Source organism: Paracoccus rhizosphaerae, assembly GCF_026162645.1.
Lineage (GTDB): Bacteria > Pseudomonadota > Alphaproteobacteria > Rhodobacterales > Rhodobacteraceae > Paracoccus > Paracoccus rhizosphaerae.
Map to the genome: position 1 here is coordinate 21,272 of NZ_JAOTBE010000010.1, position 26,087 is coordinate 47,358.

General features: G+C 67.1%; 21 protein-coding genes, 1 pseudogene and 1 riboswitch. Of the genes and pseudogenes, 7 read left to right on the forward strand and 15 right to left on the reverse strand.

Features of this window, described 5'->3' with window-relative positions; genetic code table 11:
• Nucleotides 1–14: 14 nt before the first annotated feature.
• A complete protein-coding gene (locus OC184_RS05940; protein WP_265506258.1) occupies nt 15–239 on the reverse strand; it encodes a small membrane protein YohP in 225 nt (74 codons plus the stop codon).
• Between the two features lie 214 nt (nt 240–453).
• On the opposite strand from OC184_RS05940, the gene OC184_RS05945 reads away from it, so the two are divergent.
• Together OC184_RS05945 and cydB are read left to right on the forward strand one after the other, a co-directional pair.
• Nucleotides 454–1,899, forward strand: a complete 1,446-nt coding sequence (locus tag OC184_RS05945) for a cytochrome ubiquinol oxidase subunit I (protein WP_265506259.1) — start codon at nt 454–456, stop codon at nt 1,897–1,899.
• A 2-nt stretch (nt 1,900–1,901) separates the two neighbouring features.
• Nucleotides 1,902–2,933 (forward strand): cytochrome d ubiquinol oxidase subunit II, encoded by a 1,032-nt coding sequence (cydB, locus tag OC184_RS05950; RefSeq protein WP_322630186.1) that lies wholly within the window; start codon nt 1,902–1,904, stop codon nt 2,931–2,933.
• Here the strand turns inward: cydB and OC184_RS05955 are convergent.
• From OC184_RS05955 to OC184_RS05980, 6 genes are all read right to left on the reverse strand, one after another.
• On the reverse strand, nt 2,927–3,403 hold the full coding sequence (locus OC184_RS05955; RefSeq protein WP_265506260.1) for a DUF1850 domain-containing protein: 477 nt from the start codon (nt 3,401–3,403) through the stop codon (nt 2,927–2,929). The two genes, cydB and OC184_RS05955, sit on opposite strands and share 7 nt — an antisense overlap.
• Nucleotides 3,403–5,526, reverse strand: a complete 2,124-nt coding sequence (locus OC184_RS05960; RefSeq protein ID WP_265506261.1) for a TRAP transporter permease — start codon at nt 5,524–5,526, stop codon at nt 3,403–3,405. The genes OC184_RS05955 and OC184_RS05960 overlap by 1 nt, the downstream gene beginning before the upstream one ends.
• Nucleotides 5,527–5,578: 52 nt before the next feature.
• Nucleotides 5,579–6,535: a TAXI family TRAP transporter solute-binding subunit gene (locus tag OC184_RS05965; RefSeq protein ID WP_265506262.1), complete on the reverse strand. Its 957-nt coding sequence runs from the start codon at nt 6,533–6,535 to the stop codon at nt 5,579–5,581.
• A gap of 71 nt (nt 6,536–6,606) precedes the next feature.
• On the reverse strand, nt 6,607–7,296 hold the full coding sequence (locus OC184_RS05970; protein WP_265506263.1) for a thiamine ABC transporter ATP-binding protein: 690 nt from the start codon (nt 7,294–7,296) through the stop codon (nt 6,607–6,609).
• Nucleotides 7,297–8,940: an ABC transporter permease family protein gene (locus OC184_RS05975; RefSeq protein ID WP_265506264.1), complete on the reverse strand. Its 1,644-nt coding sequence runs from the start codon at nt 8,938–8,940 to the stop codon at nt 7,297–7,299. It abuts the gene before it with no gap.
• A complete protein-coding gene (locus tag OC184_RS05980) occupies nt 8,916–9,893 on the reverse strand; it encodes a thiamine ABC transporter substrate-binding protein (protein WP_265506265.1) in 978 nt (325 codons plus the stop codon). Before OC184_RS05980 ends, OC184_RS05975 begins: the two co-directional genes overlap by 25 nt.
• Before the next feature lie 30 nt (nt 9,894–9,923).
• Nucleotides 9,924–10,022: riboswitch (TPP riboswitch) on the reverse strand.
• 64 nt (nt 10,023–10,086) lie between these two features.
• Between OC184_RS05980 and mutS the strand changes: the two genes are divergently transcribed.
• Nucleotides 10,087–12,711 (forward strand): DNA mismatch repair protein MutS, encoded by a 2,625-nt coding sequence (gene mutS / locus OC184_RS05985; protein WP_265506266.1) that lies wholly within the window; start codon nt 10,087–10,089, stop codon nt 12,709–12,711.
• Nucleotides 12,708–13,808 (forward strand): chorismate synthase, encoded by a 1,101-nt coding sequence (aroC, locus tag OC184_RS05990; protein WP_265506267.1) that lies wholly within the window; start codon nt 12,708–12,710, stop codon nt 13,806–13,808. The genes mutS and aroC overlap by 4 nt, the downstream gene beginning before the upstream one ends.
• On the opposite strand, the gene OC184_RS05995 is transcribed toward aroC, so the two are convergent.
• The 8 genes and pseudogenes from OC184_RS05995 to OC184_RS06030 all read right to left on the reverse strand — a co-directional run bounded on the left by OC184_RS05995 (nt 13,796) and on the right by OC184_RS06030 (nt 23,259).
• On the reverse strand, nt 13,796–14,674 hold the full coding sequence (locus tag OC184_RS05995; protein ID WP_265506268.1) for a ribokinase: 879 nt from the start codon (nt 14,672–14,674) through the stop codon (nt 13,796–13,798). The genes aroC and OC184_RS05995 overlap by 13 nt on opposite strands.
• A gap of 110 nt (nt 14,675–14,784) precedes the next feature.
• Nucleotides 14,785–15,507 (reverse strand): annotated as a pseudogene (locus tag OC184_RS06000) (cytochrome c1); the annotation flags it as partial.
• A gap of 641 nt (nt 15,508–16,148) precedes the next feature.
• On the reverse strand, nt 16,149–17,471 hold the full coding sequence (gene petB, locus OC184_RS06005; protein WP_265506269.1) for a cytochrome b: 1,323 nt from the start codon (nt 17,469–17,471) through the stop codon (nt 16,149–16,151).
• Between the two features lie 10 nt (nt 17,472–17,481).
• Nucleotides 17,482–18,045: a ubiquinol-cytochrome c reductase iron-sulfur subunit gene (petA, locus tag OC184_RS06010; protein WP_265506270.1), complete on the reverse strand. Its 564-nt coding sequence runs from the start codon at nt 18,043–18,045 to the stop codon at nt 17,482–17,484.
• A 202-nt stretch (nt 18,046–18,247) separates the two neighbouring features.
• Nucleotides 18,248–19,018, reverse strand: a complete 771-nt coding sequence (gene radC, locus OC184_RS06015) for a RadC family protein (protein WP_265506271.1) — start codon at nt 19,016–19,018, stop codon at nt 18,248–18,250.
• A gap of 43 nt (nt 19,019–19,061) precedes the next feature.
• Nucleotides 19,062–20,231 carry a molecular chaperone DnaJ gene (gene dnaJ, locus OC184_RS06020; protein ID WP_265506272.1) on the reverse strand — a complete coding sequence of 390 codons (1,170 nt, stop codon included), beginning with the start codon at nt 20,229–20,231 and terminating at the stop codon, nt 19,062–19,064.
• Between the two features lie 82 nt (nt 20,232–20,313).
• On the reverse strand, nt 20,314–22,230 hold the full coding sequence (dnaK, locus tag OC184_RS06025; RefSeq protein ID WP_265506273.1) for a molecular chaperone DnaK: 1,917 nt from the start codon (nt 22,228–22,230) through the stop codon (nt 20,314–20,316).
• A 207-nt stretch (nt 22,231–22,437) separates the two neighbouring features.
• Complete coding sequence (locus OC184_RS06030; RefSeq protein ID WP_265506274.1) at nt 22,438–23,259, reverse strand: ABC transporter permease; 822 nt, start codon at nt 23,257–23,259, stop codon at nt 22,438–22,440.
• A gap of 158 nt (nt 23,260–23,417) precedes the next feature.
• On the opposite strand from OC184_RS06030, the gene cysQ reads away from it, so the two are divergent.
• The 3 genes from cysQ (at nt 23,418) to OC184_RS06045 (ending at nt 26,086) form a co-directional block, all read left to right on the forward strand.
• The gene (gene cysQ, locus OC184_RS06035; protein WP_265506275.1) at nt 23,418–24,215 is read left to right on the forward strand and encodes a 3'(2'),5'-bisphosphate nucleotidase CysQ; all 798 of its coding nucleotides are present in this window, start codon (nt 23,418–23,420) and stop codon (nt 24,213–24,215) included.
• The gene (locus OC184_RS06040) at nt 24,215–25,015 is read left to right on the forward strand and encodes a 3-deoxy-manno-octulosonate cytidylyltransferase (RefSeq protein WP_265506276.1); all 801 of its coding nucleotides are present in this window, start codon (nt 24,215–24,217) and stop codon (nt 25,013–25,015) included. Before cysQ ends, OC184_RS06040 begins: the two co-directional genes overlap by 1 nt.
• A gap of 174 nt (nt 25,016–25,189) precedes the next feature.
• On the forward strand, nt 25,190–26,086 hold the full coding sequence (locus tag OC184_RS06045) for a UTP--glucose-1-phosphate uridylyltransferase (RefSeq protein ID WP_265506277.1): 897 nt from the start codon (nt 25,190–25,192) through the stop codon (nt 26,084–26,086).
• Nucleotide 26,087 lies beyond the last annotated feature (1 nt).

A 26,087-nucleotide genomic window follows, 5' to 3' on the forward strand; every position in this document is an offset into this window, starting at 1 on the left:
CGTCAAGTGACGCTTTAGAAGATCAGCGCCAGCAGGCCGATGACGACCAGCAGGCCGATGATGAAGATGATTCCGACGGCGCCACCAAGAAATTTCAGCATCGAATGCTCCTTTGATCCAGCTTCCAGCCCAACACCCGGCTGGCATGACGGTTCCGGCTGCAAAGTCGCACCGGCCGATCCGGCAGCCTTCTGCTGCACTGCGGCGATAGCGCGCAGCGCTGCAGCCTGACGCGGCATCTGGCCTGCAAGACGCCCGCAACCGCTGCATGGGACAGGGGAAAATCGCAGACGTGTCGCCGCCCTGCGACGACGCGGCGCTTGTCTTCGGGGGATGCTGCTGCCTAACTTGTGGCCACGAGGGAGATGTCCGGGTCGTCGCGCCGTCAGGTTGCGGCGGCTCTGCCAGAACCGGCCGCGACCGACAGGCGCGGCCTGCCGTGAAAGGTCCGAGATGTTCGATACCGCCGATGCCGTCCTGCTGGCCCGCATCCAGTTCGCCTTCACCGTCAGCTTCCACTTCCTGTTCCCGGCCTTCACGATCGGGCTTGCCAGCTTTCTGGCCGTGCTGAACGGGCTGTGGTTGTGGACGAAGGACAGCAAGTACCTGGACCTGTTCCGCTATTGGGTGAAGATATTCGCCCTGGCCTTCGCCATGGGCGTCGTGTCCGGCATCGTCATGTCCTATCAGTTCGGCACCAACTGGTCGGTCTTTTCGGACCGGGCGGGGCCGGTGATCGGCGCGCCCATGGCCTATGAGGTGCTCTCGGCCTTCTTCCTCGAGGCCGGGTTCCTGGGCATCATGCTGTTCGGCCGCGACCGCGTGGGGCCGGCGCTGCACATGGTCGCCTGCGTGGCGGTGGCGCTCGGCACCGCCTTCTCGGCCTTCTGGATCCTCAGCGTGAACAGCTGGATGCACACGCCTGCCGGGTTCGAGATCGACGCCGAGACGGGCCAGTTCCTGCCCACCGATTTCTGGCAGGTCATCTTCAACCCATCCTTCCCGTACCGGCTGATGCACACGGTGACCGCGGCCTATCTGACCACGGCCTTCATCGTCGGCGGTGTCGCGGCCCTGCACCTGCTGCGGCACCGCCACCGCCGCGACCGGGTCAGCCCGGCCACGCGGACGATGTTCTCGATGGCCATGTGGATGGCCACGATCTTCGCCCCGGTGCAGATCTTCCTGGGCGACCTGCACGGGCTGAACACGCTGGAGCATCAGCCCGCCAAGGTCATGGCGATGGAGGGGCATTTCGAAAGCCACCCGGACGGCGCGCCGCTTTACCTGTTCGGGCTGCCGAACCAGGACGAACAGCGGCTGGATTACGCCGTGGGCATCCCCAAGCTGTCGTCGCTGATCCTCAAGCACGACCTGAACGCGCCGCTGGCCGGTCTGGACACCATCCCGCGCGAGGATCAGCCCCCCGTCGCCGTCGTCTTCTGGTCGTTCCGCATCATGGTGGCCCTGGGCTTTGCGATGCTGGGCATCGGGGCCTGGTCGCTCTGGGCGCGGGTGCGGGGGCGGCTGGATGACAGCCCGATGCTGCACCGCGCGGCGCTGGTCATGGCGCCTTCCGGGCTGATCGCCGTCCTGGCCGGCTGGATCACGACCGAGGTCGGCCGCCAGCCCTTCACCGTCTATGGCTTCCTGCGCACGGCCGACAGCGCCGCGCCGCTGGATGCGGCGGCGGTGGGCAGCAGCCTTGTCGCCTTCATCATCGTTTATTTCGCCGTCTTCGGCGCGGGCACCTACTATATCCTGCGGCTGATGAACCGCGCGCCGTCCAGCGCCGAACCCCGGCTGAAGGACGTGACCGACAGCCCGATCCGCACGGCCGGCATCACTCCCGCCCCGCAGCAGGCCGCTCGTCACCGCAACGCCCATCCCGGAGAATGACCATGCCCCTCACCGAAGGCATCTCCTTCGACCTGACCGTGATCTGGGCCTTCCTGATCGCCTTTGCCGTGCTGGTCTATGTGATCCTGGACGGATTCGACCTGGGACTGGGCATGCTGTTCGCGGCCGAGCCCGAGACCGAGGACCGCGACGTCATGATGAACTCGGTCGCGCCGGTCTGGGACGGGAACGAAACCTGGCTGGTCCTGGGCGGTGGGGGCCTGTTCGCGGCCTTTCCGCTTGCCTATTCGCTGATCCTGCCCGCGCTTTATGCGCCGATCATCGCTATGCTGCTGGCGCTGATCTTCCGCGGCGTCGCGTTCGAGTTCCGCTGGCGCACGACCCGCTGGCGCCCTGTCTGGGACCTGGCCTTCATCGGCGGGTCAGCCTTGGCGGCGCTGTCGCAGGGGATCGCGCTTGGCGGCCTGCTGCAGGGCATCGTCATCGACGAGGTCCGGCGCGCTTATTCGGGCGGATGGTGGGACTGGCTGACGCCCTTCACGCTGCTGGTCGGTGTGGCCGTGATGGTCGGCTACATGCTGCTGGGGGCGACTTGGCTGGTGATGAAGACCAGCGGGCCTCTGCAGGACCGGATGCGGACGCGGGCTTGGATTCTGGGATTAGCGACCGTGGGCTTCATCGGCGCGGTCAGCCTGTGGACGCCTTTCCTGCAGGACGGCTATTACAGCCGCTGGTTCGGCGGAATCCGGATCGTGCTGGCGGCAGGCGTCGCAGCGGCGGTGCTGGCCCTGGCCTTCGGGATGTTCCGTACTCTGCGCGTCAAGCACCACGACTACTGGCCGTTCATCTTCGCGTTGGGGATGTTCGTGCTGTCCTTTGTGGGGCTGGGGATCTCCATGTTCCCCTATATCGTGCCCACACAGATCACCATCTGGGAAGCCGCCGCCCCCGAGGCCAGCCAGATCTTCATGCTGATCGGCGCGGCCGTGCTGATCCCGATCATCCTGATCTATACGGCTTATTCCTATTGGGTGTTCCGGGGGAAAGTCGATCCGTCAGAGGGTTATCACTGATGCGGCAGCGGCTGGCCAGGCTGGGCTGGTTCGTGGGCATCTGGCTGGCCAGTGTCGCCGTCATCGGCACGGTGGCCTGGCTGATCCGGCTGTGGATCGTCTGACCCGCCGTCGCAGCCGGCGGCGGCCCACAGGCGCAACGGGCCGCGATCTTCCGGCAGATCGTGGCAGGTGCCGTCGGCACAAAGCCGCCAGGCCCCTCCGGTCGCCCCGGACGCGCCCAGCAGCACCTGGTGCTGTGGCGGCACCTGTGGGGTGAACCACCAGGCGCCGTCGCGGAAGGTGGCGTCGGGCGGCGGCTCCATCCCCGCGCCGGACCCTTTCAGGCGAGCCTCGACCGGGGCGAGGCCATCTGGGCCCACCTGCCAGCGTTCCCACCACCGGACCCGCTCGACCGAGTGGGTCCAGTCCAGCGTGAAGCCCGTGGCCGCCAGCGACAGGACCGTCGCCCCCGCCGCCACGCAGAGCATCAGGCCGCCGCCCCCGCGCGCCTTGTGCGCAGCCCGTGCAGCACCAGGAACACCGCCGCCAGGGCAAAGCCTGCCTCGTCCGTCCAAGGCATGGCCAGGATCAGCGACACACCCGCCGCGAAGGCCAGCGCGCGCTCGACCAGCGTCGTGCGGTCCCAAAGGTATCCCACGACCGCAACGCCCCACAGCCCGATGCCCAGGATCGTCTTTGACAGGATGAAGGCGACCTCGACCGGATAGCCCCAGGCCTCGGCGATGGGCCCGCCGTCCTGCAGCATCAGCGAGGGTGTGTAGACGGCCATGAAGGGGATGATGAACCCTGCCGCCGCCAGCCGGATCGCCTGCATCGAGATCTTCAGCCCCGAAGTCTTGGCGATCGGACCCGCCGCGAAGCAGGCCAGCGCCACTGGCGGCGTCAGGTCGGCCATGATCCCGAAGTAGAAGACGAACATGTGGCTGACCAGCAGCGGCACGCCCAGTTCAAGCAGCGCGGGCCCGGCCAGCGACGAGGTGATGATATAGTTCGGGATCGTCGGGATGCCCATGCCCAGCACCAGGCAGGTCAGCATGGTCAGGACCAGCGACAGGAACAGGTTGTTCTCTCCGATCGCGATGATCGCGCCGATGAAGGTGGATGCGATGCCGGTCAGGGTCAGCGTGCCGATGACGATGCCGACGATGGCGCAGGCCATGCCGACGGGCAGGGCGTTCCGCGCGCCCTGCGCCAGGGCGTCGCGGACGATGCCGATGGTGGGCCGCGCACCCCTGAAGGCGGCGCAGGCCAGGACAAGCGCGGCGATGACGATGACCAAAAGGTTGATGCCGTATTTCAGGAACGACGCGCAGAGGAGGCCGAGTGCCACCCAGAACACGACGCGGAAGGCATAGGGGCCGATCATCGCCGCCAGCGGCGCGCCGAGGATCAGCACCGTGACCAGCGCCAGCCCCATCGTGCCCGCGAAGATCGGGGTGTAGCCCGCGAACAGCAGATAGACCAGCGCCGCCAGCGGCAGGACCAGCGGCCACTGCGCCTTGACCGCTGACCAGGGGTTCGGAAGGCTTGCCCGCGGCAGGCCCTTCAGATCGTCGCGCCCGGCCTGCAGCCAGACCATCCAGAAGACGACGCCGAAGTAAAGAAGCGCCGGGATGATCGCGGCCTTGACCACGGCGGCATAGGGGACGTTCAGCGTCTCGGCCATGATGAAGGCGACGGCGCCCATCACCGGCGGCATGATCTGCCCGCCCATGGATGCCGTGGCCTCGACACCGCCGGCGAAGGCCGCGCGAAAGCCCGACTTCTTCATCATCGGGATGGTGAACTGGCCCGACGCGACCACGTTTGCCACGCCCGAGCCCGAGATCGTCCCCATCAGCGCCGACGACAGCACCGCGACCTGCGCGGGTCCGCCTCTGACGCCCCCGACCATGCCAAGCGCGAAATCGTTGAACAGGTTCAGCATCCCCGCCCGTTCCAGGAAGGCCGCGAAGACCACGAAGATGAAGATATAGGCGCTGCTGACATAGATCGGGCTGCCATAGATGCCCTCGGTTCCGAAGGCGAAATGCTCGACGATCTGCTCGAAGCCGTATCCGCGGTGGACGAAGGGCGGCGGCAGGTGCTGGCCCCAGAAGCAGTAGGCCAGGAAGATCCCCGCGATCACCGCCAGCGGCCAGCCCATCAGGCGGCGCGCGCCCTCGAAGACCAGGACGACCAGAATGGTGCCCATGACCAGGTCGGTTTGCGTCAGGAACCCGGTGCGACGGATCAGGTCCTCATATTCGATCCAGTTGTAGATGCCGGTCGAAAAGCCCAGGATGCCCAGCACCCAGAAGAAGACCTGCCCGCCGCGGGTCCGCGCGACCAGATTGCCGACCAGGCCGAAGCCCAGAAGCAGCAGGAACCCCACATGCATGGCCCGCACCACCTGGCTGGGCAGGGTGCCATAGCCCGCCGCCCAAAGCTGGAACAGCGAAAAGGCGACGGCCAGCCAGAAGGCGACGCGGCCCATCGGGCCCGCGCCGAAGCCGGGGGGCAGGCCCTCGCTGACCTCGGCCTCGGCGTTCGGGTCGAGGCGGTTCTGGTCGTGCGGGACGGACCCGCCGGTCTGGGGGGATGCGGACATGGGGGCTCCTGCCGGTCAGGGGCCCGCGCCGCCGGGGGCGCGGGCCGGGTGCTTATTGCAGAAGGCCGGCTTCGCGGTAGTACCGCTCGGCCCCCGGATGCAGCGGGATGGACAGGCCGTCCAGCGCGGTTTCCGGCGTGATCGCCTCGGCCGCGGCATGGGCCGAGCGCATGCGGTCCAGGTTCTCGAACAGCAGCTTGGTCATCTGATAGGCAGTCTCTTCGGACACGCCCTCGTGGGTGATCAGCATGTTGCCGACGGCTGCGGTTGGGACGTCCTGGTCCTGCCCGTCATAGGTCCCGGCGGGGATGACGGCGGGCGCGAAGGGCGCGCCGATAGCGGTCACGACGTCCTCGGGGATGGCGACGATGTCGATGTCATGCGTCGTCGACAGGTCCTTGATGAAGGCCACGCCCAGGCCCGACGACTGCAGCGTCGCCTGCAGCTGGCGGTTCTTGATCAGCTCTCCCGATTCCGCGAATGGCAGGTATTCGACCTTGCCCAGGTCATCGTAGCTCATGCCCGCGGCCTCGAAGATCGCCCGCGCGTTCAGTTCGGTTCCCGAGGCGGGGGCGCCCACGGACAGCGTCTTGCCCTTCAGATCATCCAGCGTCGTCACCCCGGCCGAGGCGTCGGCGACGATCTGGATATAGTTCGGATAGATCGCGGCGATGGCGCGCAGTTCCTCGAGCGGGCGTGGGAAGCCGGCCTCCTCGTTGCCCTCCCACGCCATCTGGACGCTGTCGCCCAGGGCGAAGGCGATTTCCCCACGGCCCTGCGCCAGCAGGTTCAGGTTCTCGACCGAGGCCTTGGTCGCCTGCACCTGCGTACGGGCGCCTTCGATCCCGTCGGCATAGATCTCGGACAGCGCGACCCCCAAGGGGTAATAGACACCCGAGGTGCCGCCCGTCAGCACGTTGATGAATTCCTGCGCCTGCGCCTGAGGGGTGGCCAGCAGCGCGCTGCCCAGAACGGCCGCCGGAACGGCGGCTGCGATGCGGTGGAACATGCGGTATCCTCCCATGATGTCCTGGCGGCAGACTAGCAACAAATCGCGGCTTGGGAACCTTGTGCGTGGGGTCAGCCCAGATAGGCGCGCAGCCCCGGCGGCGGGTCGTCCAGCAGTGGCCCGGTGGGGCAGGGGGCATGGGCGCGGCCGTCCTCGACCAGCACCGTCAGGGGGGCGAAGGCGCGGGCATCGGCGGGGTCATGGGTGACCATCAGGACCGTCGCGCCGGTCTCGTCCACGATTCGGGACAGCAGCGCCAGCATCTCGGACTTGAGCGCGGGGCCAAGCGCCGCGAAGGGTTCGTCCAGCAGCAGCAGCGGTCGGGCGCGCAGCAGCACGCGGGCCAGCGCGACGCGGCCCTGCTGCCCGCCCGACAGCGCGCCGGGGCGACGATCGGCGGTGCCGCCAAGGCCGACCTCCTCCAGCACCTGCGTCACGCGGTCCTTTTGCGCCCGGTCCAAACGCAGGTCGGGCCGCAGCCCCATGCCGACATTCTGCGCCACGGTCAGGTGCGGGAACAGGTTGTGGTGCTGGAATAGCGTCGAGACCGGCCGGCGCCCGGGTGCCATTCCGGTGATATCCTGGCCGTCCCAGACCAACCGCCCCCGTTCCGGCGACAGGAACCCGCCCACCAGCGCGAGCAGCGTGGACTTGCCCGACCCCGACGCGCCGATGACCGCGTGGCGGCCCTGCGGCAGGGCGAAATCAGCCGCCAGCGTGAAGCCGCCCTGCCGCAGCAGGATGTCGCGAAACTCAAGCATTCACCGGCCCCCGCGGTCGAAGATCCAGAACAGTGCGAAGCTGAGCGTCATCAGCAGGACCGCCGCCGCCGAGGCATCCGCCATACGATAGCTGTTCATCAGCTGATAGAGCTTCAGCGGCAGCGTCGGCTGGTCGCTGGCGAACAGCGTGATCACGCCCAGGTCGCCCATCGCCAGCGCCGCCGCCAAGCCGCCCGCGAACCCCAGGGGGCGAGCCAGCCGCGGCAGCACCAGAAGGCGCAGCCGCGCAAGGCCCCTCAGGTCGAGCGATGCCGCAAGCTGTCCGTAATCGGCCTGCAGCGCCTGAGCCGCGGGGATCAGCGCGCGCAGCCCGAAGGGCAGCGCCATGGCGGCATTGACCGCCACCGTCACCGGCAGGGCCATCTGCTGCGGCGTCGCCATATCGCGCAGCAGGATGAACAGCCCCGTCCCCAGCACCAGCGGAGAGGCGACCAGCGGCAGCATGCCCGCAGCCTCGACCCATCGGCCCGCACCTCGGGCGATGGCCAGCGCCAGCGCCAGGCACGCCGCCACCGCCAGCGTGGCCGAGGTGACCGCCATAATCACCGACCGCAAGGCGGCGGTCCAGACCTCGCCGGGCAGCACGACCAGGCGCGGAAGCCCCGCCGCCGTCACCGACAGCAGCGGCGTCAGCAGGAAGGCGGCCGCCGCGGCAATGGCCAGCGCGTCGCCGCCTTTTCGCCAGCCGCCGGGCGCAGGGGGCAGGGCGGGACCGTCCATGCCGGCGCCAAAGCCCGCGGGCACCGCGATCCAGCGTGCCAGCAGCAGCGCCCCGACGCAGAGCGCGATCTGCACCAGACCCAAGGTTGCCGCCCGACCGAGGTCGAAATCGAAGCGGAACGCCTGATAGATCGCCAACTCCACCGTCGTCGCACCGGGACCGCCGCCCAGGGCCAGCGCCACGGTGAAGCTGGTCAGGCAGACCAGGAACACCGCCAGCCAGACACCCGGCAGGACGCTGCGCAGCATCGGACGCTCGAGGTGGCGGGCGATGTCGCGGGGCGCGAAGTCCAGGCTGGCCGCCAGGCGGAAGCGTTCGGCCGGGATGGCTTGCCAGCCCTGCAGGATCAGGCGCACCGACAGGGGCAAGTTGAAGAACACATGCGCCAGGATGACGCCTTGCCAGCCATAGACCGACATCTCAGGCAGGCCGAGGCCGCGCAGGCTGTCGTTGACGAAGCCGTTGCGGCCGAAGATGGCGATCAGTCCCATGATCGCCACGATCACCGGCAGGATGAAGGGCGCACCCAGCAGCGTGACCAGAAGACCGCGGCCGGGAAAGCGCCGCCGCGCCAGCGCCCGTGCCACCGGCACCGCCAGCAGGGCCGACAGCGTCGCCGACAGCGCCGCCTGCCACAGGGTGAAGCGCAGGGCGCGCCAGTCCCATTCGGTCAGTGCCGACAGTCCGCCCACCGCCCAGGCCACCGCCGCCAGCGTCCCCAGGATCGCCGCCGCCAACAGCGCAGCGACCAGATGGCCGGGCAGGACAACGAAGCGGCGCCGGGGACCGCGTAGCGCATCGGTATCGGCCGGCGAAGCGGCCGATGGAACATCGTGCCGGAGTGATGCCGCATTCGCGGACTGTGGTCGGTCCACCGTCACCCCGCGAAGGCGCGCAGCCATTCGTCCAGCGCGGGCTGGCGCAGGGCTTCGGCCTCGTCTTCGGAGTAGAACAGCGTCTTGTCAGGGCGGGGCAGGTCGCGCATGACCTGCGGCCAATCCTCGACCGGCAGCTTGGCGGGCAGAGACCAGTTGGCCAGCGGGATCGTCTTCTGGAACTCAGGCGTCAGGATCCAGTCCATGAACTGCTGCGCCAGTTCCGGCTGATCGGTCGAGGCGACCTGCGCGGCCAGTTCCGCCATGAAGTAATGGCCCTCGGGGAAGATCGCGGCCTTCTTCGTCGTGTCGTCCTCGGCCGCGATGTGATAGGCGGGCGAGGTCGTGTAGGACAGCACCATGTCAGCCTCGCCCTCGGTGAACAGGCCATAGCTTTCCGACCAGCCGCGCGTCACCGTCAGCACCTTGGGCGCAAGCTTCGCCCAAGCCTCGGGCGCGTCGTCGCCATAGACCTGCTTGACCCACAACAGCAGCGCCAGACCCGAGATCGAGCTGCGCGGGTCCTGGATCACGATCTTCAGGTCGTCGGGCGCCTCCAGCAGCTCGTCGAAGCTGGCGGGCGGGCTCTCCAGCCGCGTCTCGTCATAGACGAAGGCGGTTTCGCCCCAGTTATAGGGCAGGAAGATGTCGTCGCTCCACGCGACCGGCAGCGACATGCCGGTCGTGTCCTGCCCGTGCGGCGCAAACAGACCCGATGCGCGGGCGCGGGCGGTCATGTCGGTGTTCAGGCCGAAGACGATGTCGGCCTCGGTGCCCTCTCCCTCCATCAGGATGCGGGGCAGGATGTCGCCGGTCACGAATTGCAGGTCGCAGTCGCAGATGGCTTCGAAGCCCTTTTCGATCCTGGGACCTGGCCCCCATTCGCTGGCCACATAGTCGCTGGCATAGACGGTCAGGACACGGTCCTGCGCCAGGGCGGGTGACGCCAGCAGCAGGGCGGGGATCAGGACGATTTTCATGCGGCCTCCTTTCGTTCAGGGTTCGAAAGAAAGGACAAGCCGCACCTTCCCTCCGCCGGTGACAAGCCGGATCAGGTTCAACGGGTCCGCGATTGCGTCTCAGCCGGTCAGGCACCCCGAGGTGCCCCTGAATGTAGTGGTTTCGCAGCCGCGCGCAAGCCGCTAGAACCACGGCCGACACAGGGGACAGGACATGACCGACCAGCCCACACCGATGATGGCGCAGTATCTGGCGATCCGGGACGCAAATCCAGGCGCGCTGCTGTTCTATCGCATGGGCGACTTCTACGAGATGTTCTTCGACGACGCCGTCCAGGCCGCAGCTGCGCTGGACATCGCGCTGACGAAACGCGGCACGCATGAAGGCCAGCCGATCCCGATGTGCGGCGTGCCGGTCCATGCGGCCGAAAGCTATCTTCTGACGTTGATCCGCAAGGGGTTCCGCGTGGCCATCGCCGAACAGATGGAGGACCCGGCCGAGGCGAAGAAGCGCGGGTCCAAGTCTGTCGTGGCCCGCGACGTCGTGCGGCTGGTCACGCCCGGCACGCTGACCGAGGAGTCGCTGCTGGAGGCGCGGCGCCACAACTATCTGGCGGCCTTCGCGCAGATCCGGGACGACGGCGCGCTAGCCTGGGTCGACATCTCGACCGGGGCGTTCCAGGTGATGGAGTGCCCCTTGCCGCGGCTGGCCCCCGAACTGGCGCGGCTGGCGCCGAGAGAGGTGCTGACCTGCGTGGCGGGGCTGGACGATCTGATTGCGGATGCCGGCGCCGCACTGACCGACCTGCACACGGGCGCCTTCGACAGCGGCGCCGGGGCGCGGCGGCTGTGCGCGCTCTATGGGGTCGAGACGCTGGACGGTTTCGGCAGCTTCACGCGGGCGGAACTGGCCGCGATGGGGGCCATCGTCGACTATCTGGAGATGACGCAGAAGGGCAAGCTGCCGCTGCTGCGCCCGCCGGTGCGCGAGCGCATGGGCGGCACGATGCAGATCGACGCCGCCACCCGCCGCAACCTGGAACTGACGCAGGCGCTGTCGGGCGGGCGGGACGGCTCGCTTCTGGCGGCGATCGACCGCACGGTGACGGCGCCCGGCGCGCGCCTGCTGGAACGGCGCATCAGCGCACCGTCGCGCGACCTGGGGCTGATCCACGCGCGGCAGGATGCGGTCGCGGCGCTGGTGGACGATCCACGGCTGATGTCCGACTTGCGTGCGGCGTTGTCGCGCGTGCCCGACATGGACCGCGCGCTGTCGCGGCTGGCGCTGGACCGGGGCGGGCCGCGCGATCTGGCCGCGATCCGGGCGGGACTGACCCAAGGGGCGGCCATTGCCGAGAGGCTGCCGCGTGACGCGCCGGAAGTCCTGCGCGTGGCGGCGGCCGATCTGCTGGGCCATGACGACCTGATCGATCTTCTGGACGACGCGCTGGTGGCCGAGCCGCCCTTGCTGGCCCGCGACGGCGGCTTCGTGGCCGAGGGGCATGACGACGATCTGGACCAGACCCGCCGCCTGCGCGACGAAGGGCGTGGCGTCATTGCCGGGATGCAGGCAGAATACGCGGCGCTGGCAGGCATTGGTAGCCTGAAGATCAAGCACAACAACGTGCTGGGGTATTTCATCGAAACCACCGCCACCCATGCCGAACGCATGCTGGCGATGCCCGACCGCTTCATCCACCGTCAGACCACCGCGAACCAGATCCGCTTCACCACGGTCGAACTGTCCGAGCTGGAGACCCGCATCCTCAACGCCCGTGACCGCGCGCTCGAGATCGAGCGCGGCGTCTTTGACCGGCTGCGCACCGCCATTCTGGACCGCGCCCCGCAGATCGGTCAGGCGGCGCGGGCGCTGGCCGAGATCGACCTGGCTGCCGCTTTCGCCGACATCGCATCGGGCGAAGGCTGGGTGCGCCCCCGCGTCGACGACAGCCGCGCCTTCGTGATCGAAGGCGGGCGGCATCCGGTCGTCGAACATGCCCTGAAGCGCAAGGCCGACAGCTTCGTCGCCAACGACTGCCACCTCACGGATGGTGAGACGCCGGCCATCTGGCTGCTGACCGGCCCGAACATGGCGGGCAAATCGACCTTCCTGCGCCAGAACGCGCTGATTGCGGTGCTGGCGCAGGCCGGGGCCTTCGTGCCCGCGCGCGCCGCCCATGTCGGGCTGGTCAGCCAGCTGTTTTCCCGCGTCGGTGCGGCGGACGACCTGGCGCGGGGACGTTCAACCTTCATGGTCGAGATGGTGGAAACCGCCGCCATCCTGAACCAGGCAGACGACCGGGCGCTGGTGATCCTGGACGAGATCGGGCGCGGGACATCCACCTGGGACGGGTTGTCGATCGCCTGGGCGGTGATGGAGCATCTGCACGCCGCGAACCGCTGCCGCGCCCTGTTCGCGACGCACTATCACGAGATGACGGCCCTGACCGCCAAGCTGGACGGGGTCGAGAACGCCACCGTCGCCGTTCGCGAATGGGAGGGCGAAGTGATTTTCCTTCACGAGGTCAGGAAGGGTGCCGCCGACCGCAGCTATGGCGTGCAGGTCGCGCGGCTGGCGGGGCTGCCGACCGCGGTCGTGGACCGTGCGCGGGCGGTGCTGGATGCGCTGGAATCGGGCGAACGTCAGGGTGGCGCGCGTCCCGCCGCGCTGATCGACGACCTGCCGTTGTTCCGCGCCGTGCCGCCGGCGCCCGCGCCCGCCAAGGCGTCGGCTCTGGACGCGCGGCTGAAGGCAGTGCATCCCGATACGCTCAGTCCGCGCGAGGCGCTGGAGCTGGTCTATGAACTTAAAAGCCTGTCCGAGGAGACGCGTCCATGAGCTTCAACACTTTCGGCCGCGTGTTCCGCTTCACCACCTGGGGTGAAAGCCACGGGCCGGCCCTTGGCGCGACCGTCGACGGCGTGCCCCCCGGCGTGCCGCTGGACGAAGGCTTCATCCAAGCCTTCCTGGACCGTCGCCGCCCCGGCACCAGCAAGCACACCACGCAGCGGCGCGAACCCGACCAGGTGCGCATCCTGTCGGGCGTCTTCGAGGGCGTGACAACCGGCACCCCGATCCAGCTGATGATCGAAAACACCGACCAGCGGTCCAAGGACTATGGCGACATCGCCACCAGCTTTCGTCCCGGCCATGCGGACATCACCTATCACCTGAAATATGGTGTCCGCGATTACCGTGGCGGCGGGCGGTCCAGTGCGCGCGAAACGGCGGCACGGGTCGCGGCGGGCGCGGTCGCGCAGGCGGTGCTGGGCGCGCTGGTGCCGGATCTGCGGATCATCGGCTACATGGTGCAGATGGGGGCGATGCGGCTGGACCGATCGCGCCTGGACCTGTCGGCCGTGGACGGCAATCCGTTCTTCCTGCCCGATACCGGGGCCGTGCAGGCGTGGTCGGATTATCTGGACGGCATCCGCAAGGACCAGAACAGCGTTGGCGCGGCACTTGAGGTGCTGGTCCAGGGCTGCCCGCCGGGACTTGGTGCGCCGGTCTATGCCAAGCTGGACACCGATTTGGCCGCTGCGATGATGTCGATCAACGCCGTCAAGGCGGTCGAGATCGGCGAGGGCATGGCCTCGGCCGGACTGACGGGCGTGGACAACGCCGACGAGATCCGCATGGGACCCGACGGCCCCGAGTTCCTGTCGAACCACGCGGGCGGCATCCTAGGCGGGATATCGACCGGTCAGGACATCGTCGTGCGCTTCGCGATCAAGCCGACCAGCTCGATCACCACGCCGCGCCGGTCGATCAATGCCCGCGGGGAAGAGATCGACGTCATCACCAAGGGCCGCCACGACCCCTGCGTCGGCATCCGCGCGGTGCCCGTGGCCGAGGCGATGGCCGCCTGCGTGATCCTGGACCACCTGCTCATGGACCGGGCGCAAACCGGCGGAGTGCGCGGTCAGATCGGCTGATCCGCCAGAAACGCCTCGACCTCGGCCCGCAAGGGGATGGCATCGGCCGCGCCAGGCCGCGTCACCTGCAGCGCCGCCGCCGCCGCCGCCAGCCGCAGGGCGGCTGCCACATCCTGGCCTTCGTCCAGCGCCGCCGCAAAATAACCCGCAAAAGTGTCGCCCGCGCCGGTGGTGTCGACTGGCCGGACCTTGAATGAGGGCTGCCGAAAGGTCTGCGCGGTGCGCAGGTCACGATATTCCGCACCCTCGGACCCCTTGGTGATCAGCAGGCCCTGCACCGGCAGATCGCCGGGGATGCCCGCAAACAGCTGCTCAGCCTCGCCGGCGTTCATCGCAAGGATCGAGACATGCGGCAGGGTCGCCCTCACGGCCTCCAGATCGAAAGGGGCGGCGGAATAAACCACCCGAGCGCCCCGCGCCTGCGCAGCCTGGGCGGCGGCAACCTGGCTGTTCGTCTCGTTCTGGATCAGCAGCGTGTCGTCAGGACCGATTTCCTGCAGCGTGGCGATCAACGCGGTCTCATCGATCGCGCGATTGGCGCCGGGGTGGATGACGATGGCGTTTTCGGCGCCCGAATCGACTAGGATGATCGCGTGACCGGTCGCCTGGTCGTCCATCCGGGCGATGTGGACGGTCACGGCACCGGCCTCGGCCAGCCGCTCGACCACCCAGCTGTCACTTGCCCCCACAGCCCCCAGATGCAGCGTTCGGGCCCCGGCGCGCGCGGCCGCGATGGTCTGGTTCGCGCCCTTGCCGCCCAGACCCATCGAGAAATCCTGTGCCGCCAGCGTCTCTCCGGGCCGGGGCAGGTTCTGCAGCCGATAGACATGGTCGATGTTGATCGAGCCCAGATTCCAGATAGCCATCGCCGCCCCCGTTCAAGTCACGCCATGTGACCGGTCGTCCCTGCGGTTGTCCAGATACGAAAAACGCGCCCCTTCCAGGGCGCGTTCCGGTAGGTCCGATGGTGCGCGCGTCAGTGCTTGCGCTTGACCTTGTGGCGTGCCCAGAGCCGCTTGTTGGTCAGATAGAGCAGCACCGCCAGCGCCAGAAGGAACAGGACCGAGACAAGGCCCACGGACTTGCGGTCCATCAGCTTGGGTTCGGCCGTCCACATCAGGAAGGCGGCCACGTCTGTTGCCATCTGGTCGACGGTCGCCGGGGTGCCGTCCTCGAACGTCACCAGGTCGTCGGACAGCGGGGGCGGCATGCTGATCCAGCCGCCCGGAAAGGCGCTGTTGCCGTAAAGCAGCGTACCGGCCTGTTCTTGGGTTTCGCCGGTATAGCCGGTCAGGATGGCGTGGATGTATTCCGGGCCGCCCATGCCGTTGACCAGCTGGCTGATGCCGGTGCCATAGGGGCCGTGGAAGCCCGCGCGCGCCTTGGCCATCAGCGACAGGTCCGGGCCCATGCCCGCGCCCGCCACTTCGGGGAAGTTGTCCGTCAGAACGCGCGCGCGTTCCTCTCCGATCGAATCGTCGAAAATCGGCAGCAGGTTGGTGGCATAGGCGCGGACCTGATCCTCGGGCAGGGCGGGGCCGCCCTCGTCCGCCAGGGTGCGGATCGGGACGAACTTCATGCCGTGGCAGGCCGAGCAGACCTCGGTATAGACCTGAAGGCCGCGCTGCAGCTGGAACTGGTCGAAGCTGCCGAACGGGCCTTCGAAGCTGAAGGCGATGTCCTCGATATGGCCGGCGCCGTGATCGCCGCTGCTGCCATGCTCTTCCTCGTTGTGCTCCTCGGCGGCTTCCTCGCCCAGAACCTCGGTGGCCTGCTCCTCGACGGGCTCGGTGCCGGTGGTCGTGGGAACGGGAACCGACGTCTCGTTGCCTTCCGGCAGGGCGACGGCGTCCACACCGCCCTGATCGGCGGTCGGCTGCATGCCGGCGGGATTCTGCGGCAGGTTGCCGGCCTCGGGCTGCGGTTCCTGCGCGTCGGAATGCGCAGGGGCCAGCTCGCCCGGTGCCTCGGTCGGCGCGGTCGGTTCGACGGCCTCGGCTTCGGCTTCGGCGACCGGAGCCTCCTCGGCCGGTGCTTCCGCAGCCGGTACTTCCTCGGCCAGCGTGTCGGCAGAAGGCGCCCCGGCGCCGTCGGCTGCCGGCTCGGCCTCGAGGGCTTCGGCTTCAGGAGCTTCGACTTCGGGCGCTGCCTCGGCCGCCGGAGCGGTCTCCTCGGTCGCGAAGGGTTCGACTGTCGGTCCTGTCGCGGTGGGCGCGGCCTGCTCTGCCTGCGGGGCAGCCGGAGCCGCCTCCTGTGCCAGAGCAAAGCCGGTGGCAGAGAGCGTCAGGGCCGCAACGGCCGTGAGCGTCTTGGTTCTCAGGGTCATCTCTACGGCTCTCCTTACTCGGCCATGCGCGTCGGCGCGTCGTAATGCGCCAGGTGGTCTTCCTCGATCGTCGCCGGCATCGCCTCGGGCTTCTCGATGACACCCAGGATCGGCAGGATGACCAGGAAGTAGGCGAACCAGTAGGCCGCGGCGACCAGCGCGATGTAGGGATAGATCCCCTCGGTCGGCATGGCGCCCACCCAGGTCAGGATGACGAAGTCGGCGGCCAGCAGCCAGAACCACCACTTGAACATCGGGCGATAGCGGCCCGAGCGCACCCGCGAGGTGTCGAGCCACGGCACCAGCGCCATCACGATGATCGCGCCAAACATCGCCAGCACGCCGAAGAACTTGGCGTCGATGATGCCGAAGGAGAGCCAGTTGACCAGCTGCACCAGCCAGACTTCGCTGTCGAAGGCGCGCAGGATGGCGTAGAAGGGCAGGAAGTACCATTCGGGCACAATATGCGCGGGCGTCGCCAGCGCGTTCGCCTGGATGTAGTTGTCGGGGTGGCCCAGATAGTTCGGCATGAAGCCCACGACCGCGAAGAACACGACCAGGATCACCGCCAGGGCGAACAGGTCCTTCATCACGAAATAGGGCCAGAAGGGCAGGGTGTCCCTTTCCGCCTCGGCCTTGCTGGTGCGGCGCACCTCGACCCCGGTGGGGTTGTTGTTGCCGGTCGAGTGGAATGCCCAGACGTGGACGATCACCAGGCCCGCGATGATGAAGGGCAGCAGGTAGTGCAGCGAGAAGAAGCGGTTCAGCGTTGCGTTTCCGACGGCAGGTCCGCCAAGCAGCCAGGTCTGGATCGTCTCACCCACGCCTGGAATCGCGCCGAAGAGGCCGGTGATCACGGTGGCGCCCCAGAAGGACATCTGACCCCAGGGCAGCACGTATCCCATGAAGGCGGTCGCCATCATCAGGATATAGATCAGCATGCCGATGATCCAGGTGACCTCGCGCGGCGCCTTGTAGCTGCCGTAGTAGAGGTTGCGGAAGATGTGCAGATACACCGCCACGAAGAACAGCGATGCGCCGTTCGCGTGCAGGTAGCGCAGCATATAGCCGCCATTGACGTTGCGCATGATGTGTTCGACGCTGGCGAAGGCCATGTCAACATGCGGCGTGTAGTGCATCACCAGAACGATGCCGGTGATGATCTGCAGCGCCAGGCAGAAGACCAGCACGATGCCCCAGATCCACATCCAGTTGAGGTTCTTGGGGGTGGGGATCATCAGAGTGTCGTACAGGATGCCGACGACCGGCAGGCGCCGGTGCAGCCAACGCTCGAAGCCCGACTTGGGCTCGTAATGGTCATGGGGAATTCCGGCCATGATGCCCTCCTCAGCCCAGCTGGATGGTGGTTTCGTTCAGGAACGACGCCACGGGAATGTGCATGTTCTGGGGCGCGGGGCCCCGGCGGATGCGGCCGGCCGTGTCGTAGTGGCTGCCGTGGCAAGGGCAGAACCATCCGCCGAAATCGCCCGCGCCGTCGCCGATCGGGACGCAGCCCAAGTGCGTGCAGACGCCGATCTGGACCAGCCATTCGCCGGCCTCGTCCATGGTGCGGTTTTCGTCGGTGGCGGGCTGAATGCCCTGCAGGTTGGGGTTCTGTGCGGTGGGGTCGGTCAGCTCGCTGACATCGACCGCGCGCCCGGCCTCGATTTCCTCGGGCGTGCGGCGGCGGATGAACACGGGCTTGCCCAGGAACAGCACGGTGATCTGCGTGCCCGGCGTGACACCGCTGACATCGACCTGGATCGAGGCCAGCGCCTGCACGTCGGCCGAGGGGTTCATCTGATTCACAAGCGTCCAGGCGGCGGCACCGGCGGCCACCGTGCCTGCGCCCGCCGTGGCATAGTAGAGGAAATCCCTCCGGGTGCCTACGTGGTCATCTGCGTGGGACACGGGTCATACTCCAATTCAGGCCGATGGTCAGGCCGATACGACATTCCGGGCCGCGTCCGAACGCAGCCTTCGCGGGGGCGGTTCTAGCGGTCAATTCCCTGTCAGTCCAGATGATAACCCTGCACCTGCACGTGCAAATCGACGCATCTGTCCGATTTGCGCAACGTCCTGCGGCGGGACGCCGCAGCCGGCGATCCGGGCGTCAGAGAAGGCCTTCCGAGCGGAAGCTGAGTTCGCGCGACTTGCCGATGATCAGGTGGTCGTGGATGGTGATTCCCATGCTGTCGGCGGCCTGCGCGATCCGCGCCGTCATGGTGATGTCGCTGTCCGACGGGGTCGGGTCGCCTGACGGATGGTTGTGCACCAGGATCAACGCAGAAGCGTTCAGTTCAAGCGCGCGGCGGATGATCTCTCGGGGATAGACAGGGACGTGGTCGACCGTGCCGCGGGCCTGCTCCTCGTCGGCGACGAGCACGTTCTTGCGGTCCAGATAGAGGACGCGGAACTGCTCGATCTCCCGGTGGGCCATGGCGGTGTGGCAATAGTCCAGCAGCGATTCCCAGCTGGAGAGGACCGGGCGGTGCATGATGCGCGCCCGCGCCATGCGCTGCGCCGCCGCTTCGACGACCTTCAGTTCGGTCACGACCGCGGGGCCCACCCCCTCGACCGCCTGCAGCCGGGCCGGCGGGGCCGTCAGCACGCGGTTGAAGTCGCCGAACGTCTCGATCAGGCGTCGGGCCAGTGGCTTGACTTCCTGCCGCGGAATGGCCCTGAACAGGACCAGCTCCAGCAGTTCGTAATCGGGCATGGCGGTCGCGCCGCCCTGCATGAATCTGTCGCGCAGGCGCGCCCGATGGTCCGCCAGGTAGGACGGTGCGGATTTGCCCGCCCGCAGCGGCGCGACGGCCACGTCATCGGGGGCGGGCGTGAACAGGGGCAGCGGCATTTCGCCAAAGGCGCGATTCGGGTCCATGCAGGCAACATGGGCCCGAAGTCGTAAAGGAAGCGTTAACCGATTAACGCGTCATGCCGTCCCAGAAGCTCTTGACCTTGTCAAAGAAGCTGTCGGATTGGGGGCTGTTGTCGGCCTTCTCGGCCTCGAACTCTCGCAGCAGCTCGCGCTGGCGGGCAGTCAAGTTCACCGGAGTCTCGACCGTCAGCTCGATCAGCATGTCGCCGAAATCGCCCCCGGCCCCAGGTCCATGGCGCAGGGGCGGCATGCCCTTGCCGCGAAGGCGCATCTGGCGCCCGGTCTGGCTGCCGGCCGGAACCTTGACGCGGGCGCGGCCGCCGTCGATGGTCGGCACCTCGACTTCTCCGCCAAGGGCGGCGGTCGCCATGCTGACCGGCACCTGGCAGGCCAGCATCTTGCCGTCGCGCAGGAAGATCGCGTGGTCCGCGATCTCGATGAAGATATAGAGATCGCCCGCAGGACCGCCGCGCAACCCGGCCTCGCCCTCGCCGGCCAGGCGAATGCGGGTGCCGGTCTCAACCCCGGCGGGGATGTTGACCTGAAGCGCGCGGTCGCGTTCGACGCGGCCGGCCCCGTGGCAGGCCTTGCAGGGGTTCTTGACGATCTGGCCTGCGCCGCCGCAGGTCGGGCAGGTGCGTTCGACCGTGAAGAAGCCCTGCTGGGCGCGGACCTTGCCCATCCCGGCGCAGGTCGGGCAGGCGGCAGGCTCGGTCGCGCCTTCCGCACCGGTGCCGTCGCATTCGCCGCAGGCGACCGAGCCGCGCACGGTGATCGGCTTCTGCACGCCGATATAGGCATCTTCCAGTGTGACGCGCAGGTTATAGCGCAGGTCCTGGCCGCGCTGGGCACGCGCCCGGCCCCCGCCACCACCGCCGCGGCGGCCCATCATGTCGCCGAAGAGGTCCTCGAACACGTCAGCGAAGGCTGCGCCGAAGTCGCCGGGATGGCCGCCGGGGCCGCCGCGCCCGCCGCCGAAGCCGCCGCCGCCCTCGAAGGCAGCATGGCCGAAGCGGTCATAGGCGGCCTTCTTCTGGTCGTCCTTCAGGCAGTCATAGGCCTCGTTGACTTCCTTGAAGCGCGTCTCGGCGGTCGCGTCGTCCTTGTTGCGATCCGGATGCAGCTCTTTCGCCTTGCTGCGATAGGCCTTCTTGATCTCGTCGGTCGAGGCACCGCGTGTGACCCCGAGCACTTCGTAATAGCAACGCTTGCCCATGTGTCGTTCCATTCAGCTGCCCCAAAAAACAGGCCGGCCCGCACGAACGGCAGGCCGGCCCTTTCAGGGGGTGCGGCCCCGATCAGCCGCGCTTCTTGTCTTCGCCCAGATCCTCGAAGTCGGCGTCGACGATGTCGTCGTCCACGTCGCGGGGCTGATCGCCCCCGTCCTGGCCGCCTTCGTCACCGCCCTGCTGGGCCTTGTAGATCGCCTCGCCAAGGCGCATCGACGCGTCCATCACGTTCTGGATGCCCGAGCGGATCTTGCCCGCATCGTCAGCCTTCAGCGATTCCTCCAGCGCGCCGACGGCCAGTTCGATCGCCTCGACGGTCGAGCTGTCGACCTTGTCGCCATGCTCGTCCAGCGACTTCTTGGTCGAATGGATCAGGCTTTCGGCCTGGTTCCGGGCCTCGACCAGCTCGCGGCGGCTCTTGTCGGCGTCGGCATTGGCCTCGGCATCCTTCACCATCCGCTCGATATCCTCGTCGGACAGGCCGCCCGACGCCTGGATGGTGATGTTCTGTTCCTTGCCGGTGCCCTTGTCCTTGGCGCTGACCGACACGATGCCGTTGGCGTCGATGTCGAAGGTCACCTCGATCTGCGGCATGCCGCGTGGCGCGGGCGGGATGTCCTCCAGGTTGAACTGGCCGAGCATCTTGTTGTCCGCAGCCATCTCACGCTCGCCCTGGAAGACGCGGATGGTCACCGCGTTCTGATTGTCCTCGGCGGTCGAGAAGATCTGGCTCTTCTTGGTCGGGATCGTGGTGTTGCGGTCGATCAGGCGGGTGAAGACACCGCCCAGGGTCTCGATGCCCAGGGACAGCGGCGTCACGTCCAGCAGAACGACGTCCTTGACGTCACCCTGCAGCACGCCGGCCTGGATGGCGGCACCAAGCGCCACGACCTCGTCGGGGTTCACGCCCTTGTGTGGTTCCTTGCCGAAGAAGTCGGTCACTTCCTGCACGACCTTGGGCATGCGGGTCATGCCGCCGACCAGGACGACCTCGTCGATGTCGCCCTTCGAGCAGCCGGCATCCTTCAGCGCGTCCTGGACTGGCTTCATGGTGCGCTTGATCAGGTCGGCGACCAGGCTTTCCAGCTTGGCGCGGGTCAGCTTGATGACCATGTGCAGCGGCGTGCCCGAGTTCTTGTCCATCGAGATGAACGGCTGGTTGATCTCGGTCTGGCTGCTGCTCGACAGCTCGATCTTGGCCTTTTCAGCGGCTTCCTTCAGACGCTGCAGGGCCATCTTGTCCTTGGACAAGTCGACGCCATGCTCTTTCTTGAACTCGTCAGCCAGGTAATTAACGATCCGCATGTCGAAGTCTTCGCCACCCAGGAAGGTGTCGCCGTTCGTGGATTTCACCTCGAAGAGGCCGTCGTCGATTTCCAAGATGGTGATGTCGAAGGTGCCGCCGCCGAGGTCATAGACCGCGATCGTCTTGGTTTCCTTCTTGTCCAGGCCATAGGCCAGCGCAGCCGCGGTCGGCTCGTTGATGATGCGCAGGACTTCAAGACCGGCGATCTTGCCCGCGTCCTTGGTCGCCTGGCGCTGAGCGTCGTTGAAATAGGCCGGAACGGTGATCACGGCCTGGGTCACGGTCTCGCCCAGGTAGGATTCGGCGGTTTCCTTCATCTTCTGCAGGATCATCGCGCTGACCTGCGCCGGAGAGTACTTCTCGCCCTTCACCTCGACCCAAGCATCGCCATTGCCGCCGTCGACGATGTTGTAGGGGACCAGCTTGCGGTCCTTCTCGACGGCCTCGTCTCCCATGCGGCGGCCGATCAGGCGCTTGACGGCAAAGACGGTGTTGGTGGGGTTGGTCACGGCCTGGCGCTTGGCGGGCTGGCCGACCAGGCGTTCACCATCCGTGAAGCCGACGATCGAGGGCGTCGTGCGCGCACCCTCGCTGTTCTCGATGACCTTGGGCTGGCTGCCGTCCATGATCGCGACGCAGCTGTTCGTGGTGCCGAGGTCGATGCCGATGACTTTGGACATGTTCATATAACCTTTCTTGCGGCGATTTGCGGGGCCTCGGGTCCGTTATGGCCCCCGCGGCCCGATCCCTTCTGCTCGAATTGGATCCGGAACCTCCGGACCGCTTCGGGGGTGTATATAGGGATGCAATTCAGGCCCGCAAGTCGCCTGCGAGCGCAAAAAGCACGCATTTGCGGCTGTTTCACGCGGATGGCCGCTTGGCCGGCGTCACTGCACGGCGCTCCAGCTGACGGACTCGTACTTGCGGGTGGTGAAGTTGATCAGAAGCGCCACCATGAAGCAGGCCAGCGTCACCCACAGCGGATAGAGGAGCCAGGTCTTGTGCGGCGAATAGTTGATGAACAGGAACCCGCGTTCCTGGTCGATCAGGTGGAACAGCGGATTCCAGATGAACCAGGGCAGGATGAAGTTCGGCAGCGTGTTGGCCACGAACATCTTGCCGGACGCGAACATGTTCACGCGCTGATAGAAGGTCGCCAGGCCTCGCGAGGCCGCCGGCGACCAGGGCTTGATCCCCAGGAAGACCATGCCCACGGTTATGCCGCTGAACCACGACAGCAGCAGCAGCGCCATCGCGCCGACGGGGTCGTAGATGGTGATGGGTTGGAAGGCCAGGTGATAGATCGACAGGATCACAAGGCAACTGATCAGCTGGCGATAGAGCATGGCGCAGGCCGCGCCGGCGATCAGGACGGCCGCGTTCAGAGGCTCGTGCTTGACGACGCCAGAGGCCAGCGAATGGCTGCCCGCCACCGCCGTCGCCGTCTGGACATGCGTCATGTAGATGAAGATGCCCGACATGATGTACAGCATGAAGTCGCCCCGGATGGGCGAGTTCCTGATGCCGATCAGCGTATAGAGCGCCAGCAGGATGATGATAAACACCGCGCTTTGCAGGATGATCGCCAGCAGGCCGAACAGTGCGCTGCGATGAGAGAATCGCAGGTTGTAGACCGTCTGGTGATAGATCAGCGCCAGGGTCGTCCCGGCCGCCTGGACCATGTTCGAGTTTCGACGCTGCGTGAACATGATGCGATGCCTTGACGCTGGGGATGCAAGGCTGCCGCAGGTGGTGGCCCGCGCACAGCCCGGCGCTTGCCGACGGACCTTCTGCGGATCATAAGAGGCCAGGCACCCTCGCACAATCCGCCAGCGGGCCGCGTCCGATGGCAGGGAAAGGAAAGTGAATGCAATTCGACCGTTTGACCATCGAAATGCGGCGGCTGGCCCTGCAGGCGGGCGAGCGGATCATGGAGATCTATGGCGCAGACGATTTCGAAACCCGGACCAAGGCCGACGATTCGCCGGTCACCGCCGCCGATGAGGCTGCCGACGCGCTGATCTCGGCCGGGCTACGAGAGGCCTTTCCCGACATTCCCCTGGTGACCGAGGAGCAGGCCGACACGCACGGCCAGACCCTGCGCACCTTCCTGATCGTCGATCCGCTGGACGGCACCAGGGAATTCGTGCAGCGGCGCGGCGACTTCACCGTGAATATCGCCTATGTCGAGGACGGCGTGCCGGTCCGCGGCGTGGTCTACGCGCCCGCGAAGAACCGCCTGTTCTACACGACCGCCGACGGCCGCTCGGTCGAGGAGAACGCGCCCTTCGGCGACACGCCCGGCCAGACCAGCCCGATCGGCGTGAACCCGATGCCTGACAATCGCGGGCTGATGGTGGTGGCGTCGAAGTCGCATCGTGACGCGGCGACCGATGCCTATATCGACCGGTACGGCGTGCGCGACATGACCAGCGCGGGAAGTTCGCTGAAGTTTTGCCTGGTCGCGACCGGGGAGGCGGACCTCTATCCGCGTCTGGGACGCACGATGGAGTGGGATACCGCCGCGGGCGACGCCGTCCTGCGCGGCGCCGGCGGCGAGGTGGTGCGCTTCGACGACCACAGCCCGCTGGAATACGGCAAGGCCGGCTTCGAGAACCCGTTCTTCATCGCCTATGCACCCGGCGTCCTGCTGGTGAAGGACTGATGTCCGTCGTCATTGTCATTCCCGCCCGCTTCGCCTCCACCCGCTATCCCGGCAAGCCGCTGGTCGAGTTGCGTGGCGCGGACGGCGAGGTCCGCAGCCTGATTCGGCGCAGCTGGGACGCTGCGATGTCGGTCCGGGGGATCGACCGCGTGATCGTCGCCACCGACGACGATGCCATCCGCGACCATGCCCAGGCTTTCGGCGGCGAGGTGGCGATGACCAGCACCGAATGCCGCAATGGCACCGAGCGCTGCGCCGAGGCGGTGGCGAATCTGGGCATCACCCCCGAGATCGTCGTCAACCTGCAGGGCGATGCGCCGCTGACGCCTGCCTGGTTCGTCGAGGATCTGGTCGCGGGCCTGCGCGCTGACCCGCAGGCCGAGGTCGCGACGCCGGTGCTGCGCTGTTCCGGTCGGATGCGCGAGGACCTGATCGCCGACCGCCGCGCCGGCCGGGTGGGCGGAACAACGGCGGTCTTCGGCCGCGACGGCCGGGCGCTCTATTTCTCGAAGGAGGTCATCCCCTTCGTGCCGGCACAGGTCGCGCCCGACGCGCCCAGCCCGGTCTTTCACCATGTAGGCGTCTATGCCTATCGCCCGGATGCCCTGGCCGCCTATCCGGCATGGCCGGAAGGCACGTTGGAAAGGCTGGAAGGACTGGAGCAGCTGCGTTTCCTGGAACATGGCCGCTACGTCCTCTGCGTCGAAGTCGAGGCGAGGGGCCGACAATTCTGGGAACTAAACAACCCTGAAGATGTTCCGCGGCTTGAGCGGATGATGTCCGAGATGAACCTTCGGTGACATCGTCCGCGGCAGGGGAAGATTCTCGTGGATTATTTGCACGATATAATCAACTGTCCGCTTGGCGGCATTCTGCCGAGAAGGTAACCTGCACATTGTAGTTCGTGCTGTTGCATGTAGGCATCGGCGGCAATCCGGGCGGTCACGTCCGTCAAAGCATCAGAGGTATTCGTCATGGGTCGCAAGGTCACAAAAGCCATTTTTCCGGTAGCAGGCCTCGGCACGCGCTTTCTGCCCGCCACCAAGAGCATCCCGAAGGAAATCCTGTCGCTGGTCGACAAGCCGCTGATCCAGTACGCCATCGATGAGGCGCGCGCCGCCGGCATCAAGGAATTCATCTTCGTCACCTCGCGCGGCAAGGGCGCGCTGGAAGACTATTTCGACCACGCGCACGAGCTGGAATCGAACCTGAAGAAGGCCGGCAAGGACAAGCTGCTGGACACGCTGCGCCAGACCAACATGGATTCGGGCGCCATCGCCTATATCCGCCAGCACAAGGCGCTGGGCCTCGGCCATGCCGTCTGGTGTGCCCGCCGCCTGCTGTCGGATGACGAGCCCTTCGCCGTCGTTCTGACCGATGACGTCATCCAGGGCGAACCCCCCTGCCTGCAGCAGATGATCGAGGCCTATGGCGAGACCGGCGGCAGCATGGTCGCCACGATGGAGGTCCCCTCCGAGAAGGTCTCGGCCTATGGCGTCCTGGACGTGGCCGAGGACATGGGCGCGATCGTCCGCGCCAAGGGCATGGTCGAAAAGCCGCAGAACGGCACCCAGCCGTCGAACCTGGCGGTAATCGGCCGCTATATCCTGGCGCCAACCGTGATGAAGAACCTCAACAAGCTGAAGCAGGGCGCCGGCGGCGAGATCCAGCTGACCGACGCCATTGCCGAGGAGATCGAGGCCGGGCGCGACGTCTTCGGCCTGCGCTTCCGCGGCCAGCGCTTCGACTGCGGGTCGAAGGCGGGCTTCCTGCAGGCCACCGTCGCCTTCGGGTTGGAGCGTGACGAGCTGAAGGACGAATTCGCCGAATACCTCCACCAGGTCATGGCGATGCGCAAGGCTGCCGAATAAT

Coding starts and splice junctions, on each gene's coding strand:
- aroC (WP_265506267.1), top strand. CDS start 12,708: ATGAGCTTCAACACTTTCGGCCGCGTGTTCCGCTTCACCACCTGGGGT.
- OC184_RS06045 (WP_265506277.1), top strand. CDS start 25,190: ATGGGTCGCAAGGTCACAAAAGCCATTTTTCCGGTAGCAGGCCTCGGC.
- OC184_RS05940 (WP_265506258.1), bottom strand. CDS start 239: ATGCCGCGTCAGGCTGCAGCGCTGCGCGCTATCGCCGCAGTGCAGCAG.
- OC184_RS06030 (WP_265506274.1), bottom strand. CDS start 23,259: ATGTTCACGCAGCGTCGAAACTCGAACATGGTCCAGGCGGCCGGGACG.
- cysQ (WP_265506275.1), top strand. CDS start 23,418: ATGCAATTCGACCGTTTGACCATCGAAATGCGGCGGCTGGCCCTGCAG.
- radC (WP_265506271.1), bottom strand. CDS start 19,018: ATGGACCCGAATCGCGCCTTTGGCGAAATGCCGCTGCCCCTGTTCACG.
- OC184_RS05970 (WP_265506263.1), bottom strand. CDS start 7,296: ATGCTTGAGTTTCGCGACATCCTGCTGCGGCAGGGCGGCTTCACGCTG.
- OC184_RS05975 (WP_265506264.1), bottom strand. CDS start 8,940: ATGGCTGCGCGCCTTCGCGGGGTGACGGTGGACCGACCACAGTCCGCG.
- dnaJ (WP_265506272.1), bottom strand. CDS start 20,231: ATGGGCAAGCGTTGCTATTACGAAGTGCTCGGGGTCACACGCGGTGCC.
- OC184_RS05980 (WP_265506265.1), bottom strand. CDS start 9,893: ATGAAAATCGTCCTGATCCCCGCCCTGCTGCTGGCGTCACCCGCCCTG.
- OC184_RS05995 (WP_265506268.1), bottom strand. CDS start 14,674: ATGGCTATCTGGAATCTGGGCTCGATCAACATCGACCATGTCTATCGG.
- dnaK (WP_265506273.1), bottom strand. CDS start 22,230: ATGTCCAAAGTCATCGGCATCGACCTCGGCACCACGAACAGCTGCGTC.
- OC184_RS05945 (WP_265506259.1), top strand. CDS start 454: ATGTTCGATACCGCCGATGCCGTCCTGCTGGCCCGCATCCAGTTCGCC.
- OC184_RS05960 (WP_265506261.1), bottom strand. CDS start 5,526: ATGTCCGCATCCCCCCAGACCGGCGGGTCCGTCCCGCACGACCAGAAC.
- OC184_RS05955 (WP_265506260.1), bottom strand. CDS start 3,403: ATGCTCTGCGTGGCGGCGGGGGCGACGGTCCTGTCGCTGGCGGCCACG.
- petB (WP_265506269.1), bottom strand. CDS start 17,471: ATGGCCGGAATTCCCCATGACCATTACGAGCCCAAGTCGGGCTTCGAG.
- OC184_RS06040 (WP_265506276.1), top strand. CDS start 24,215: ATGTCCGTCGTCATTGTCATTCCCGCCCGCTTCGCCTCCACCCGCTAT.
- OC184_RS05965 (WP_265506262.1), bottom strand. CDS start 6,535: ATGTTCCACCGCATCGCAGCCGCCGTTCCGGCGGCCGTTCTGGGCAGC.
- mutS (WP_265506266.1), top strand. CDS start 10,087: ATGACCGACCAGCCCACACCGATGATGGCGCAGTATCTGGCGATCCGG.
- cydB (WP_322630186.1), top strand. CDS start 1,902: ATGCCCCTCACCGAAGGCATCTCCTTCGACCTGACCGTGATCTGGGCC.